Source organism: Leptolyngbya sp. AN10, assembly GCF_050565645.1.
Lineage (GTDB): Bacteria > Cyanobacteriota > Cyanobacteriia > Leptolyngbyales > Leptolyngbyaceae > Leptolyngbya.
Map to the genome: position 1 here is coordinate 20,653 of NZ_JBNXVP010000013.1, position 14,105 is coordinate 34,757.

Below are 14,105 nucleotides of genomic sequence, written 5' to 3' on the forward strand. Positions count from 1 at the left end.
TCAGAAAACACCAATGCTCATCATCAATTATTTTGTAATCATTTCTACGATTGCGCGGCTGTAAATCAGGGCGATTCTTGGCTGATTTTTGGTACGTTAAACATAGCGTTGCACGGAAACAGAACATGACAGCGATAATAACTCAACCGAATTGGCAAGCGATCGCACGAGAGTTTGAGGCAGTCGTGGGCAAATCTGGAGTCGTCAGAAAACGCGAAGAATTGCTGGTGTATGAATGTGATGGCTTGACGAGCTATCGAGAACGTCCTGAAATTGTGGTGCTTCCCCGCACGACTGAAGAAGTGGCAGACGTGGTGAAAATCTGCGATCGATATCAAGTTCCCTTTGTCGCTCGTGGTTCAGGAACCGGATTATCTGGCGGTGCATTACCGATTCAGAATTGCGTTTTGATTGTCACGTCGCTGATGCGGAAGATTCTCAAAGTCGATTTAGAAAATCAGCGCGTCGTTGTTCAGCCTGGAGTGATTAATAGCTGGGTGACTCAAACGGTGAGCGGTGCAGGATTTTATTACGCGCCTGATCCGTCGAGTCAAATTATTTGTTCGATCGGGGGAAACGTCGCTGAAAATTCGGGCGGAGTTCATTGCTTGAAATATGGCGTAACTACGAATCATGTTTTGGGCGTGAAGATTGTTACCCCGGATGGCTCGATCGCCGATTTGGGCGGCGAAATTCCTGAGATGCCTGGATACGATTTGACCGGAATCTTTGTCGGTTCTGAAGGCACATTGGGAATCGCGACTGAAGTGACGCTGAAGATTCTCAAAACTCCCGAATCGATTCGCGTTCTCTTAGCCGATTTCACCAGTGTGGAAGCCGCAGGTGCAACTGTATCCGACATTATCAGTGCAGGCATCATTCCGGGTGGCATGGAAATGATGGACAACATGAGCATCAATGCCGTGGAAGATGTGGTCGCGACTGGATGCTATCCACGAGATGCAACTGCAATTTTGCTGGTCGAAGTGGATGGCTTGGAAGTTGAAGCCGAACTGAATACTCAGCGAGTTGTCGAGATATGTAAGCAGAATGGAGCGCGGAACGTTACAGTCGCGACGGATGCAGATGAACGGCTCACCCTCTGGAAAGGTCGGAAAGCAGCATTCGCAGCGATGGGGCGGATGAGTCCTGATTACTATGTGCAAGATGGTGTAATTCCGCGTACTAAGCTCGAATATGTTTTGAGCGAGATTGAAGCATTAGGCGAAAAGCATGGTTACAAAGTCGCAAATGTCTTTCATGCAGGAGACGGAAATCTACATCCGCTGATTCTGTACGATAATGCGGTTCCAGGTGCATTAGAGCAAGTCGAAGAACTCGGTGGCGAAATTCTTAAGCTTTGTGTGAAAGTCGGTGGCAGTATTTCTGGAGAACATGGAATTGGTGCGGATAAGCGCTGCTATATGCCGGAAATGTTCTCACCTGCGGATTTGGAGACGATGCAATGGGTGAGACAAGCCTTTGATCCGAAAGGAATCGCCAATCCGACGAAGCTGTTTCCAACTCCTCGGACTTGCGGAGAAGCAGCAAAAGCATACAGTCAGAAGACGTTTGAAAATGTCGATCGCTTTTAGGATCTACAATTGAAAATGTTTGTATTGCGGATTGTGTCATGCAGGTCGCTTCTTCGATCGAGTCGGTTCCCGGACAGTCTTGGAACTGGCGAAACGAGTCAGTTTACTATGTGCGAATGGGTGAGCGAAACAATCGCCCCCCGTTGTTGTTAATTCATGGGTTTGGAGCTTCGACGGATCACTGGCGCAAGAATGTGATCGGTCTAAGCTCAGAGTTCGAGGTTTGGGCGATCGATTTGTTGGGATTTGGTCGATCGGCAAAACCGGATTGGAAATATAGTGGCGATCTTTGGCGCGATCAGATTCATGATTTTATTGCTGAAGTGATCGGTGCGCCTGCGGTGATTGCTGGTAATTCTTTGGGTGGCTATGTGGCGCTCTGTGTGGCTTCTCAGCGTCCCGAATCCGCAGCGGGTCTGATTTTGATTAATAGTGCGGGTCCGTTTACGGATATTCAAGGGACGACCAAACCCGATCCGATTCGCCAAGTAATGGGCAGTTTTGTGATGACATTGTTCCATCAAGATTGGGCAAGCTGGCTGTTATTTCAATACGTGCGGCAAAAATCCGTGATTCGGAATACGCTGCAAAAGGTATATCTGGATCAGACTGCAATTACCGATCGCTTAATCGAGGAGATTCAACGTCCTGCTTTTGATCCAGGAGCCGAGAAGGTTTTTGCTTCTGTGTTTCGCACTCCTCAAGGGGAAAAGGTTGATGTGCTGCTTGGAGAATTGACGCGACCGCTGTTGATGCTTTGGGGCGAGGGTGATCCCTGGATTAATGCGCGGGAACGGGGTGCAAAGTTCCGCAGCTATCACACACAACTGACGGAATACTATCTGAATGCGGGGCATTGTCCACATGATGAAGCTCCGGATCAGGTAAATCAATTGATTCGCGATTGGGTGTTGGAACAGGCGATGAATTGATCGAGCTAAATCCGAGGCGAGTGGGACTGAATTGTGGATTGCCGAATCATAGGTACTTCAGATTCAGTTCCACCCTATATCGATCGTTTATTATTAATTCATCTTGTAAGGAGTAAGGCATGGCAACCCTGCTGATTCAAAATTTACCCGACGATTTATTGGCTCAGATTCAACAACTGGCAGAACAGCATGATCAATCCATTGATTCTCAAATTATTGTCTTGCTCAGTAGTGCTATTCAATCTGAACGATCTAAACTCACTCAGGCAAAACTTTTGCAACAGATAGAAGAACATCGAAGCTTTTGCCCAGCGAATCATGGTTTACCGGATTCCTTGACTTTGTTACAGGACGATCGGGCTAGATGACAGATCACTTAAGCTGTGTTGTAGATGCCAGTGTTGGAATTAAGAAATTCATCATTGATCCTCTCACTCCAAAAGTGGACGAGCTTTTTGCCCGCTTTACCGATCCAAATGCTTACATCTACATCCCAGATCTGTTTTACATCGAATGCACAAATATCGCCTGGAAGTACATTCGGGCTGGATTCTACTCGGTGAGTGAAGCTCAAACTAACCTGACGAGTTTCAGAGCGCTTAATTTTAGATCGATTTCTACTGCGGATTTAATGCTTGATGCTTTAGTGATTAGTGCCACTCACACTATCTCTGCTTACGATGCCTGTTATGTTGCTCTTTCTCAGCGAGTGAATGCTCCTTTACTCACACAAGATCAGAAACTCGTCAACGCACTATCCTCTACAGCGTTCGATGTTCGCTTATTTAGCGATTTTTCGGTTCCATCCTTGCCTTCATCTGAATAACAATCGAGGATCAGATCTCGACGATGCCTTCTTTAATTGTCAGGCGACCAGGGACCGACGATCGTTTCTCCGCGCTTTTCTTTTTCTGCGAGTTCTAGATTCAGCGTGAGGAGCTTTTCTAAGATGTCGTCGGTTTCGCTGAAGCCATACGCTTGAAGGACGAGGGCATCGAGCTTGGCATGGAGCTTATAAAGCTGGCTGGTGGGTTCTGAAAAATATTCGTTGTAGAGTTTGGTGATACCCCACTGTTTTTTCTCCATTTGTTCGCTGCGATAATTGTGAAGTTCGATCGTCGTTGAGCGGATTTTTTCGACAAGGGCGAGTGCAGGAGTTTGGGGAAACGGAAAGGTTTCAAAACAGGTTCTAGGTGTATAGCGAGTATCACCTTTCAATGTAGAACTTTGAGCTTTAAGCCAAATACGATGCAGTTTAGATAAAAGAATTCCCAGGATGTAGAAGTCATCTGAAGCAACAATCTTTGTCGTATTACCTGCTAACCAAGCAGGAGGACAAGGAATAAAGATTGACCATTTGGAGACTTCTGGGACTGCGAAAAAACAAGATAGGTTTGCGATAGCTTTCCTCATAGCTGGTCGCTTCTCCGAAAACTTCCACCAATTAATTCTAGTTGTTGCCCTACGATTCAAATCACGCTCTGGTTTAACAGTAGATTTAATATGAGCAAAAGGTAACTTGTAAGAACTAGCTTCTTCAATGCTCATATCATTAAAATCCACAATCCAGCGCTCTGGAAGCCCATTGGGGTTATCAGTTAGCTTTTCACCTGTTAAGTAAAGTCTGAGAACCTCTTTATTTTTAGTATCTGCTTTGATCCAGTCTTGTACTTGCTGCTCACAAACTATAAAGCCTCTACCAGTAGGTTGAACGCCAACAAAGCTTTGACCTAAATTACTTGATAGCGAGGATGCTAATGAAACATCAATCGCCGAGCTTAGTGAAGAGTTAATACTTGATACGATTTGATTATTAAGATAATAAATCTTAGGTTTCTCTTTACTCCAGTTTGCAATGCTGACATATACAGCCGCTTCACCTGACCACGGTTGACTAGAAATTGCTTCATAGATGTAACCACCATTTTGAGTAACAAAATCTAGGGTGACTTTTCTAGTTAACCCTTGACTAATTGAGTTCGTTCCCACTAATCCTACTCGACCAGTTTCTTCAATAGTTTTGTGAGCTAGACGAAACCAATATGAACAGAAATCGACAGCATCTTTTACATCTGGAAACTGTTTAACCACACGATTCACATAATCATCACCTAACGCTAATCTCACATTTCTTCCACCCAAAAACGGCGGATTTCCCACGATCGCATCTGCCTTCACCCACTCGCTAAACAGTGCATCCTTGCAAACAATATTGTCATCGAGCGTATCCAACGGCAGCGCAGGCTCAAACAATCCCAACTTATCGATAGCCACCTTTCGCGCAATCATCATCGTGACCCGCGCAAGCTCCACCGCAAACGGATTCGTATCCATCCCATAAAACTGTTGCGGAGTCACAAAACTCATCCGCATCTGATCACGCGGCGATCGACTCTTCTCCGCAATCCGATCCAACAGCATTACCTCAATCCGCTTCAATTCCTGATACGCAACATAGAGAAAATTTCCGCTCCCACAAGCCGGATCAAGCACTCGATAATTCTGTAACTCCAGTTGCAGCGCATTCAACTCCCCGATCGTACTCGCCGCCTCAATCCGCTCCTCCCAATAGCGCGAAATCGTCGGGCGCACAATCTTCATAATGTCCGCCTCAGACGTAAAATGAATCCCGTGAGCGTGACGTTCCGTAGCATCGATCGCAGACTCAAACAAATTCCCAAAAATCGCCGGACGCACCTTGCTCCAATCCTCCAACGCCGACACCTCCAAAAGCTTCAACTCCGGATGTCGCAACTCCAAAGGATGCACGATCGAGAACAATCCCCCATTAAAATAATCCACCCCCTGATACTTCCCAGCAGGCGTAATTCCAGGCGTATTCATCTCCCGAAACAACTGCCCCAACACATCATAAGAACTCGCCCCATTCAAACAATCCTGCACACAAGACACAAACAGACTATTCGGCAACAGTCCCCGATCTTCTGCAAACATCGCCAACACACACTGTAAAATAAATCGCTGCGCTATAAGCTTCTCAATTCCTCGATCGAGCAACAGCACCAACAGTTCCCCCATCCGTCGCGCCGCCCGTTCCGTCACCTCCACCTGATTATTGCGAAACACCGGAGCACGATTCGCAAACTCCATAAACGTAAACGCACTCGATCGCTCTGGTAGTTGCGCCAGGTGAATCACATCCACAGGCGTATCAAGCTGCGTATCAAAATCAAAAATCCAGAACTCATCAAAATTGCACAGCAGCACATAGCGCGGACGATCCGGCACTAATCGAGTCCAATACTCAAACGCCTGCGAATAATGTTTATTGAGATCTTCCCCGCGCTTCTTCATCTCAATCAACACACGCGGCTTCCAGACCAAATCCGCATATCCCGTTTTGCCTTTCTTACTGCCCTTTTTCACCCGCTCCTCAAACGTTGCCCCCGCCTCGATCGCTCCCTCATGCCCAAATGCACGAAAGAACCGATCTAAAAAGTTCTGCGCCTCCCCTTTCTCATCTCCTTTCAGGTGTTGCTGAACAAACGTGACAAACTTTTGCAAAGATTCGGGTGAGGATGACATGAGCAACAGGTCTAATTCGATACTTTGACCGTTTTACCCCAAATTCCGCACTCTCAGCTTAAATTTCAACCTTTTCTCTGCACCGTTCCGTTTTGATTGACAATAAAGGACTGCCAATGCCATCACCAATGGACACAGCTATCATTAAGCTTGGAAAGTTTAATTATTCAGGCAACAAAGCCGCCTTTCAATGTGAAAATTCCGATGAGGGATTCATAATGCAAGCGACAGAGCAAATTGATCATCTTGATGCAGAGACTGCCCGTAATTTTCTAGAGAAGTTGCCGCGCCATATTCGAGAGGCGTTTTATGCACGAGCGGCAGAAATAGAGTACCCAGTTGAAGCTGTACTAGAGTCCGCGATCGCATCTTCTCTCGATCCTGATGCACTCAGCTTTATCGATTGCAAACCTGAAACGCTGGATTGATCTTGGTATCTCGCAATTCAAAACAAGAGGAACTGTTGCAATGTCGATCGTTACTAAACAAAAGCTCACCTTCGATCAGTTTCTTGAGCAATATCCCGAAGACGCGCACTACGAACTGCTCGATGGAGACATGGTTGAAATGAGAGCAACAAGACAACACGATGACGTTAACTTTCTCATCCTGTTTGCTTTCAACGATGAAATTAGACGACTGAAGCTTGAGTATGTTGTGAACAACACAGCCGTAATCCAAACGGGTGAAAATCAAGGACGCAAGCCAGATGTTAGTGTCATCAGCAAAGTAATGTGGCGCTCAGAGCGAAATGCGTATAGTGCGTTAGACAAACCGATTCAATTAGCGGTAGAAGTTGTTTCAACCAATTGGGAAGACGATTACATTGATAAACTCGATGAATATCAACGCTTGGGAATTTCTGAATATTGGATCGTGGATTATTTAGCGATCGGGAGCCGAACGTATCTAGGCAATCCCAAAACACCAACTGTATTTGTCTACTTGCTCGATGAATCTGGCGTTTATCGATCGACTGCGTTTAAGGATGACGATCGTATTCTCTCCCGTACCTTTCCTGAGTTGGCGCTAACCGCAAATCAAATCTTGAATGCCTAATTTCCGCGATCGCGAAGAAGAGATATGAGAAGTGTTGTTCCTTGCGCCTACCCAAGGAGACTCACAGCCGATCAACACTACGTTCTTAGTCCTGTTCACAGGACTTTCCCCTGTTAGCCCCGAATTCATTCCGGGGCGAGATCAAACGCAGCGAGCAACCTTGCGACCTTTTAATCTCTGACCTCGGAACCTCCACCTTCTAACCTCACCTTGCGACCTCTGACCTCGGAACTCCGACCTCTGACCTCGGAGCTTCGACCTTTTTACTTCAAAGATAAAGCTCAGAACTCGAAAGACCAAGCAAACGACCTCGACTGTTCAAGCTCTGAGCTTCAATTGTCACTTTCAAAGATCAAACGGTCAGCCTTCTAGCTTCACCGTTGCCCCTTCCAACTTCACCGTTCCCTCTTGACCCTTCTCCTCCCGATGTTTCCGAGCAAACCATTGTCCCATCTCCTCCCTGCATCCAAATCACTGCATGGCGCTACAAGCTCGGAGACGCGGAATTCCTTGAGCATGGATCAAATGATGCAAATTGATTCAAGAGATTCGAGGAAAGAGGGAAATTGCTAGAATAGAAATAAAGCAAGTTTCAATCGGGATCTCGTAGGAGCGATCGCATGACACAAACTACACAAGCTACACAGCCTCAGAGCGGTATCCAGATGAGTGAATCAGCCCTGAAACACGTTCTAATGCTGCGTGAACAGCAGGGAAAAGATCTGTGTCTCCGGGTGGGAGTGCGCGGTGGTGGCTGTTCTGGTATGTCCTACACGATGGATTTTGAAGACCCGACCAATATTCGCCCGGATGACCATGTTTCTGATTACGAAGGCTTCAAAGTCGTCTGTGACCCGAAAAGCTTACTGTATCTCTATGGTTTGATGTTGGACTATAGTAATGCGTTGATTGGTGGCGGATTCCAATTTACTAATCCGAATGCAAATCAAACCTGCGGCTGCGGAAAATCGTTCTCGGCATAGAACGCGATCGCAGTTTTCAATCATTTTTCGCCTCTGAATTCGGTTCGGGGGCGATTTGTTTGTTACCAAATTTTCGCCATCTTCAGCGCAAACATGGGTAGTTCAGGGTCACAGTTTACCGATTCAGGATTGTCGAGAATTTCTGAATCTCGATCGAGTCGATAAATGTGAACTTGCCGATTTTTGCGATCGATTAACAATCCCAACCGCACTCCGTTGGCAATATATTCTTCCATCTTTTCTTTCAGACTGGTCAATGTATCGCTGCTAGAACGGAGTTCGACAACGAAATCTGGCACGATCGGCGCGAAAGAGGCTTGCTGTTCTGGAGTTAACGCATTCCATCGCTCGAACAAAATCCAAGCTGCATCGGGCGATCGAATCGCACCATTCGGTAACGTGAAGCCTGAACTCGAATCAAAAGCTTCTCCGGTTCCGTCTGCTTCTGACCAGATAAAAAGTTGCCCTGATACTCTGCCGTTGCGATTTCCAGCATCAGCAAAGGCTGGAGGCAGCACAATAATTTCTCCACTAGCGTTTCGCTCGATCCGCAAATCGGGATTCACGCGACAAAGCTCATAAAACTGTTGATCGCTCATTTTAAAAGGTGCTTGAGAAGTAATCGTTCATCGCATTCACCCGCCCGGAGATTCATTTCCGGGCGGACTGGCAACGCAGCAAAGCCGCTTTTTATCCTTCTTAAACACCCTCTTACACATAACTGTTCGGATTTAATCAATAAACTTGTCATTCGTAATCCGATCGCAATCCAGAAAAGACTTTCTCATTTTAAGCCTTCTTAAATCGCTCTTTTGCCAACTGAAACGATTCTTTCATCGCGGCTTGAATTCGTTTTGGGTCGGGCTTTTTCCCGCCCATCAAATCCCCAAAATACACACAAGCCGCTTCTCCTAATGCCCATGTATATGCACTCGCCCAAGATGCTGCGATCACACTTCCAAATCCTGGCACAAACTTGATCAATTCTCGCCCGATCGCTTGTGCGGCAAATCCACCCGCGATCGCGCTTACGACTCCCCCCGCCTGAGAAGGTGACAAGGTTTGCCCATACAACTGTCCCAATGCTCCCACCATCGACACTTGTAGCGCAGTCAATACAGGCATGGTTGCTAAGGGAAGTGGAATCGCTGCGGCAGCACCCGCCATCACGGAAAATGGCAGAATATAACGTCTTCCAGCATCACGATAGAGATCACTAATTTGTTTACCTGCGTTCTGATCGTTCAATAGCTGCGAGATTGTTCTCGCTTCTGCTTCTGGTAGCAGTTCTGCCAACGTATCGATGAACGTTTCTAAGCCGTAAAATGTTGGGTTAAAACCGTCTTCTTCTAATGTGAAATCGATTAGAACCGCACGATCGAACAATCCTGCAAAGTTCTGCTGAATCGTGGAAAACGCTCGATCGACATCTGCAAAACTCGGCGGATACTCTGGATGATCCATCACACCCGCTGGATACAGTTCATGCAAACAAGTGACCACTAAGAGACAAGGGACTTCTGGATGTTTGGCACGAATTCGAGTGGCAATCTGCTTTAGAGTATCGGTTGCAAAATCGTTAATGCGAATCGTCAGAATTAGAACCTTCGCACGAGTTTCATTAGGTTGAAGTTCCCCAACCAATTCGCGGATCACTTCAGAGGTTTCTTGAGTTCCATCCCCTAAACCAACGGTATCCGTAAAGACCAGTAGCGGTAAGTCTTGAGTCGGATAACTATATTGCTGAGTGAACTGTGTATGCGGGCGAAATCCCTGACCGACGATCTCCGCCGAAACGCCTGTTAATCCTCGCACGATCGAACTTTTTCCCGCCTGCGGTTTTCCAACCAGGAGCGCTTCTGTCGTGGGCAACTCCGATCGTACTTTTTGCAAAATTTCTTTAACTTCCGCCTCGTCCACTCGAAACCAACCCGTGAGCGATCGCGCGATCGAGTCAGTCGAAACTCGCTTTGTTACTTCCGAAATGCCATGACCAACCGATTCGCGAACCTGATTCCACCAAGAATGATCTTTCATCTTGCCAACCCCCACCGAATAGAAAAGGCGCGATCGTCAATTGATCCGCCTTACTCCACAATTATGGCGAGTTGGTTCGAGGCTAGTCCTCGCTCGACTGTGCGGATTCCCCACCTGGCGAAGATTTGTAGATTGCATCTAATTGTTCGCGAGCATCTTCCACACTCATCGATCGCATCACTAATAGGGGTTCATTAATCATTCGACCGTTTTCATCGAGCAGTTCTGGATGCGGAACCGGGCGATTCTGCGATCGGGTCATTGGCGGATACTGTCTCTGTGACTCAATACCCAGCGCCATAATATTCCGTATCAAATTACCCACCGCCAAAAATGCCAAAGCCGTGAACGCCAAAATGTAAAGTAGGTGCAGAATCATAAGCCTCTTTCCAAGCCAAGTTGACGAATGAATTAAAAATCAGTCAGACGGGAACCTGTGCGGTTCCTGCCCGGAATTATGAAAATTGGTTTTCTAATTATCTAATAGTCTCTCAGATTTTGTGGAGTCCTGGCATCGGATTTGAGAGGGAGTTTGTAAATCGATGCAGTTGTGTCTTTATGAAGACTTGCGCGATCGCAGTTTCATGCTCACTTGCCAACACTCGCTCACTAAATGATGCCAGTTCACCAGAACGGAAGTGTCTACACCTGCTTGCCCATCAGTAATTCTGAGCAGGGATTGGACAGTGGTGACTTCTTGTTGAGTTTGAATCACACGATCGAGCAAGTCGATATGTTCTTCGGAAGTTAGGAACGGAATGGTTTCAGATTCAAGGAGAGTGCGCGATCGCGAAAACCAATACTGGAAATCATCAAGCAGCGGTTCTAAAACGGTTTTGACTAAATCGGGTTCAGGAAGGTTGGAGTTAAACATCGGTGAGAACAAGAGTCTGGTTGCGTCAATGAATCCTAATATTCGTTACATTTCGTAACCTTTTTCATCTTACCTCGAAACTCTGAAGAATGAACACAGTTTTGACGGGGGATCGGTAAGATAGATGAGGCATTCATCCACTAAACGCTTTCTATGTCAGACGATTCTTTGCAACCGGAAAAAATCCATCTTCCCAAGACCAGCGAATCCATTCCTTTGCAAAAGATTCGTCATACGACTTCGCACGTGATGGCGATGGCGGTTCAGAAACTCTTTCCCAAGGCGCAAGTGACGATCGGACCTTGGATCGAGAACGGGTTCTATTACGATTTTGATAGCCCGGAGCCGTTCACCGAAAAGGATCTCAAGGCGATTAAGAAAGAGATGGCGAAAATCATTCGTCGAAATCTGCCTGTGACTCGTGAAGAAGTGAGCCGCGATGAGGCAAAATCTCGAATTCAAGCAATCAACGAGCCTTATAAACTCGAAATCCTAGACGATATCAAAGAAGAACCAATCACGATTTACCATTTAGGCGAACAGTGGTGGGATTTGTGTGCGGGTCCTCATGTGGACAGTACTGCGGAACTGAACCCCGATGCGATCGACCTCGAATCGGTTGCGGGTGCATACTGGCGCGGGGATGAAACCAAAGCTCAATTGCAGCGGATTTACGGGACAGCTTGGGAAACTCCGGAGCAGTTAGCGGAGTACAAACGTCGGAAAGAAGAAGCTCAGAAGCGCGACCACCGCAAATTAGGGAAAGAACTCGGATTGTTCATCTTTTCGGATTTGGTCGGTCCTGGTTTGCCGATGTGGACACCGAAAGGAACCGTTCTACGATCGACCCTTGAAGATTTCCTCAAACAAGAACAAACCAAACGCGGATATTTACCTGTCGTCACTCCTCACATTGCCAGAGTTGACCTGTTCAAAACTTCAGGACACTGGCAGAAATACAGCGAAGATATGTTCCCGATGATGGCAGAGGACGACAAAGCCAGATCTGAGGAACAAGGCTTCGTGATGAAACCGATGAACTGTCCGTTTCACATTCAGATTTATAAGAGCGAACTGCGATCGTATCGGGAACTTCCAATGCGTCTCGCAGAATTCGGAACCGTCTACCGCTACGAGCAATCTGGTGAACTGGGCGGATTAACCAGAGTCCGAGGCTTTACCGTGGATGATTCTCACTTGTTTGTAGCTCCTGAGCAATTGGATTCAGAGTTCCTAAGTGTTGTAGATCTAATCCTCTCAGTGTTCAAGAGCTTACAACTGAAGAACTTTAAAGCGCGTCTAAGTTTCCGTGATCCGAATTCTGATAAATACATCGGATCAGATGATGCTTGGGAAAAGGCTCAAGGTGCAATTCGTCGCGCGGTTGAAACTCTCGGAATGAACTATTTCGAGGGCATCGGTGAAGCGGCATTCTATGGTCCGAAATTGGACTTTATTTTTAGTGATGCGCTCGATCGAGAATGGCAACTTGGAACCGTTCAAGTCGATTACAACTTACCCGAACGCTTTGACCTCGAATACGTTTCAGAAGACGGAAGCCGCCAACGTCCGGTCATGATTCACCGCGCACCGTTTGGATCATTGGAGCGATTGATCGGAATTCTGATCGAAGAATATGCTGGAGATTTCCCAGTGTGGCTCGCTCCAGAGCAGATTCGATTGTTGCCTGTGAGCGATGAGTTTCGACCGTTTGCGGTTCAAGTTGCACAACAAATGAAGCAAGCTGGAATTCGGGCGGAAGTCGCACCGGAAGGCGATCGACTCGGTAAACTAATTCGCAATGCCGAAAAGGAAAAAATTCCAGTGATGGCAGTTGTGGGAGCGAAAGAGGTTGAAGCGAATGCGTTGAGTATTCGGACTCGTGCTTCTGGAGAATTGGGCGCATTGCCTGTCTCGGAAGTCCTCGATCGACTTAAACTCGCCAATACTGAACACGGCAACTTCTGATAGCGATTTGAGTTTTTCCAAAATCTTGTGGTCATCGCTGCGTTTGAGTCCGCCCGGAAATAAATCTCCAGGCTAATGGGAGAAAGGGGGCTGAAGCCCCCTCAGAGCGAGGTTTTAGCCCTCTTCAGAGGGGTTCCCTCAATTAGCCCGGAGATTCATTTCCGGGCGAGATAGCGGATGAACGAACACGCCAGAATTCAAGATTTCTGCGAGTCAAGAACAATTCCTAGCTTTTACTCCTCTTCCGCTTCTTCAGGTTTTTCAGCCTCTAGCTCAAGAGGTTTTCTCTGTTCAATCTCAACCTCAACCTCGATCGTTTGTTTCTCCTCAACAGCAGGTTCAAACTCGGCTTCCTGCGCTTGAGGCAATGCTTTTTCCACCTGTGCAGGCAATTCTAACGGCTGCAACTCGACTAATTCTGGTAATGCCACACGCGGTTTTTCGACTTCTTTGACCGTGATCGGAATCTGTAGCGGCTGAAGTTCCTCGATCCAACAAGACGCGATCGGTAACGTTTGATCCAAATCATCCAACGCTCTGGGAATCACCATCACCGAATGAAGTTCTCCCACTCGTTCGGCTTCCTGCATTCCAACATCGACCGCCATTGCCACATTTGCAACGGTTCCTCGCACGATCGCAGTACACAATCCATCACCGATCGTATGATAAGCAGTCAACGTCACATCTGAAGACTTCAACATCGCATCTGCTGCCGCCACCATTGCCGGAAAGCCACGAGTTTCAAGCAATCCCACTGCTAGATTACTAAACTGATTCGTCGTGTGTTTCCCGACCATTGCGGCGAGTTTACTCCCGATCGGCAACACTTCATCTAAATTTGGCATCGGTCGCGGAATAATTGCGGTCGAGACTTTCATGCCAAATTGCTCAACCGTTTCGGCTCCGACTTCCACTGCCAATCGGACATCTGATATTCCACCTCGAACCACCGCAGTACAATATCCGCCGCCGATCATTTCATAGCCCACCAGCGTCACCCCAGACGACTTCAGCATCATATCGGCAGTGCCCACGATCGCGGGAAAACTTTGGGTCGAAACCAGACCTAATGCGGTATCAGTGTAACGATCTTGAGAGTTCATGGGCA

The 14,105-nt window shown here is 47.1% G+C and carries 14 protein-coding genes; 8 read left to right on the forward strand and 6 right to left on the reverse strand.

What is annotated here, in order from left to right:
* Positions 1-125: 125 nt before the first annotated feature.
* From glcD to ACQ4M5_RS18845, 4 genes are all read left to right on the forward strand, one after another.
* Entirely contained in the window at positions 126-1,595 is a 1,470-nt protein-coding gene (glcD, locus tag ACQ4M5_RS18830; protein WP_430677205.1) for a glycolate oxidase subunit GlcD, read from the forward strand.
* A gap of 38 nt (positions 1,596-1,633) precedes the next feature.
* Entirely contained in the window at positions 1,634-2,527 is an 894-nt protein-coding gene (locus ACQ4M5_RS18835; RefSeq protein ID WP_430677206.1) for an alpha/beta fold hydrolase, read from the forward strand.
* 119 nt (positions 2,528-2,646) lie between these two features.
* A complete protein-coding gene (locus ACQ4M5_RS18840; protein WP_430677207.1) occupies positions 2,647-2,895 on the forward strand; it encodes a FitA-like ribbon-helix-helix domain-containing protein in 249 nt (82 codons plus the stop codon).
* Positions 2,892-3,353, forward strand: coding sequence for a type II toxin-antitoxin system VapC family toxin (locus tag ACQ4M5_RS18845; RefSeq protein WP_430677208.1), 462 nt, complete (start codon positions 2,892-2,894; stop codon positions 3,351-3,353). Before ACQ4M5_RS18840 ends, ACQ4M5_RS18845 begins: the two co-directional genes overlap by 4 nt.
* 32 nt (positions 3,354-3,385) lie before the next feature.
* Here ACQ4M5_RS18845 and ACQ4M5_RS18850 read toward each other — a convergent pair whose 3' ends face one another.
* A complete protein-coding gene (locus ACQ4M5_RS18850; RefSeq protein ID WP_430677209.1) occupies positions 3,386-6,073 on the reverse strand; it encodes a DNA methyltransferase in 2,688 nt (895 codons plus the stop codon).
* A 218-nt stretch (positions 6,074-6,291) separates the two neighbouring features.
* On the opposite strand from ACQ4M5_RS18850, the gene ACQ4M5_RS18855 reads away from it, so the two are divergent.
* From ACQ4M5_RS18855 to ACQ4M5_RS18865, 3 genes are all read left to right on the forward strand, one after another.
* The gene (locus ACQ4M5_RS18855) at positions 6,292-6,501 is read left to right on the forward strand and encodes a hypothetical protein (RefSeq protein WP_430677210.1); all 210 of its coding nucleotides are present in this window, start codon (positions 6,292-6,294) and stop codon (positions 6,499-6,501) included.
* Positions 6,502-6,541: 40 nt separating this feature from the next.
* Positions 6,542-7,132: a Uma2 family endonuclease gene (locus ACQ4M5_RS18860; protein WP_430677211.1), complete on the forward strand. Its 591-nt coding sequence runs from the start codon at positions 6,542-6,544 to the stop codon at positions 7,130-7,132.
* A gap of 620 nt (positions 7,133-7,752) precedes the next feature.
* Positions 7,753-8,115 (forward strand): HesB/IscA family protein, encoded by a 363-nt coding sequence (locus ACQ4M5_RS18865; RefSeq protein WP_430677212.1) that lies wholly within the window; start codon positions 7,753-7,755, stop codon positions 8,113-8,115.
* A gap of 62 nt (positions 8,116-8,177) precedes the next feature.
* On the opposite strand, the gene ACQ4M5_RS18870 is transcribed toward ACQ4M5_RS18865, so the two are convergent.
* From ACQ4M5_RS18870 to ACQ4M5_RS18885, 4 genes are all read right to left on the reverse strand, one after another.
* The gene (locus ACQ4M5_RS18870) at positions 8,178-8,714 is read right to left on the reverse strand and encodes a Uma2 family endonuclease (protein WP_430677213.1); all 537 of its coding nucleotides are present in this window, start codon (positions 8,712-8,714) and stop codon (positions 8,178-8,180) included.
* 190 nt (positions 8,715-8,904) lie between these two features.
* On the reverse strand, positions 8,905-10,152 hold the full coding sequence (locus tag ACQ4M5_RS18875; RefSeq protein WP_430677214.1) for a YcjF family protein: 1,248 nt from the start codon (positions 10,150-10,152) through the stop codon (positions 8,905-8,907).
* Positions 10,153-10,234: 82 nt separating this feature from the next.
* Positions 10,235-10,531: a DUF2973 domain-containing protein gene (locus ACQ4M5_RS18880; RefSeq protein ID WP_430677215.1), complete on the reverse strand. Its 297-nt coding sequence runs from the start codon at positions 10,529-10,531 to the stop codon at positions 10,235-10,237.
* A 177-nt stretch (positions 10,532-10,708) separates the two neighbouring features.
* On the reverse strand, positions 10,709-11,026 hold the full coding sequence (locus tag ACQ4M5_RS18885) for a DUF2605 domain-containing protein (RefSeq protein WP_430677216.1): 318 nt from the start codon (positions 11,024-11,026) through the stop codon (positions 10,709-10,711).
* 153 nt (positions 11,027-11,179) lie between these two features.
* Between ACQ4M5_RS18885 and thrS the strand changes: the two genes are divergently transcribed.
* Positions 11,180-12,994, forward strand: coding sequence for a threonine--tRNA ligase (thrS, locus tag ACQ4M5_RS18890; protein WP_430677217.1), 1,815 nt, complete (start codon positions 11,180-11,182; stop codon positions 12,992-12,994).
* A gap of 233 nt (positions 12,995-13,227) precedes the next feature.
* On the opposite strand, the gene ACQ4M5_RS18895 is transcribed toward thrS, so the two are convergent.
* Positions 13,228-14,100 carry a carbon dioxide-concentrating mechanism protein gene (locus tag ACQ4M5_RS18895; protein ID WP_430677218.1) on the reverse strand — a complete coding sequence of 291 codons (873 nt, stop codon included), beginning with the start codon at positions 14,098-14,100 and terminating at the stop codon, positions 13,228-13,230.
* Positions 14,101-14,105 lie beyond the last annotated feature (5 nt).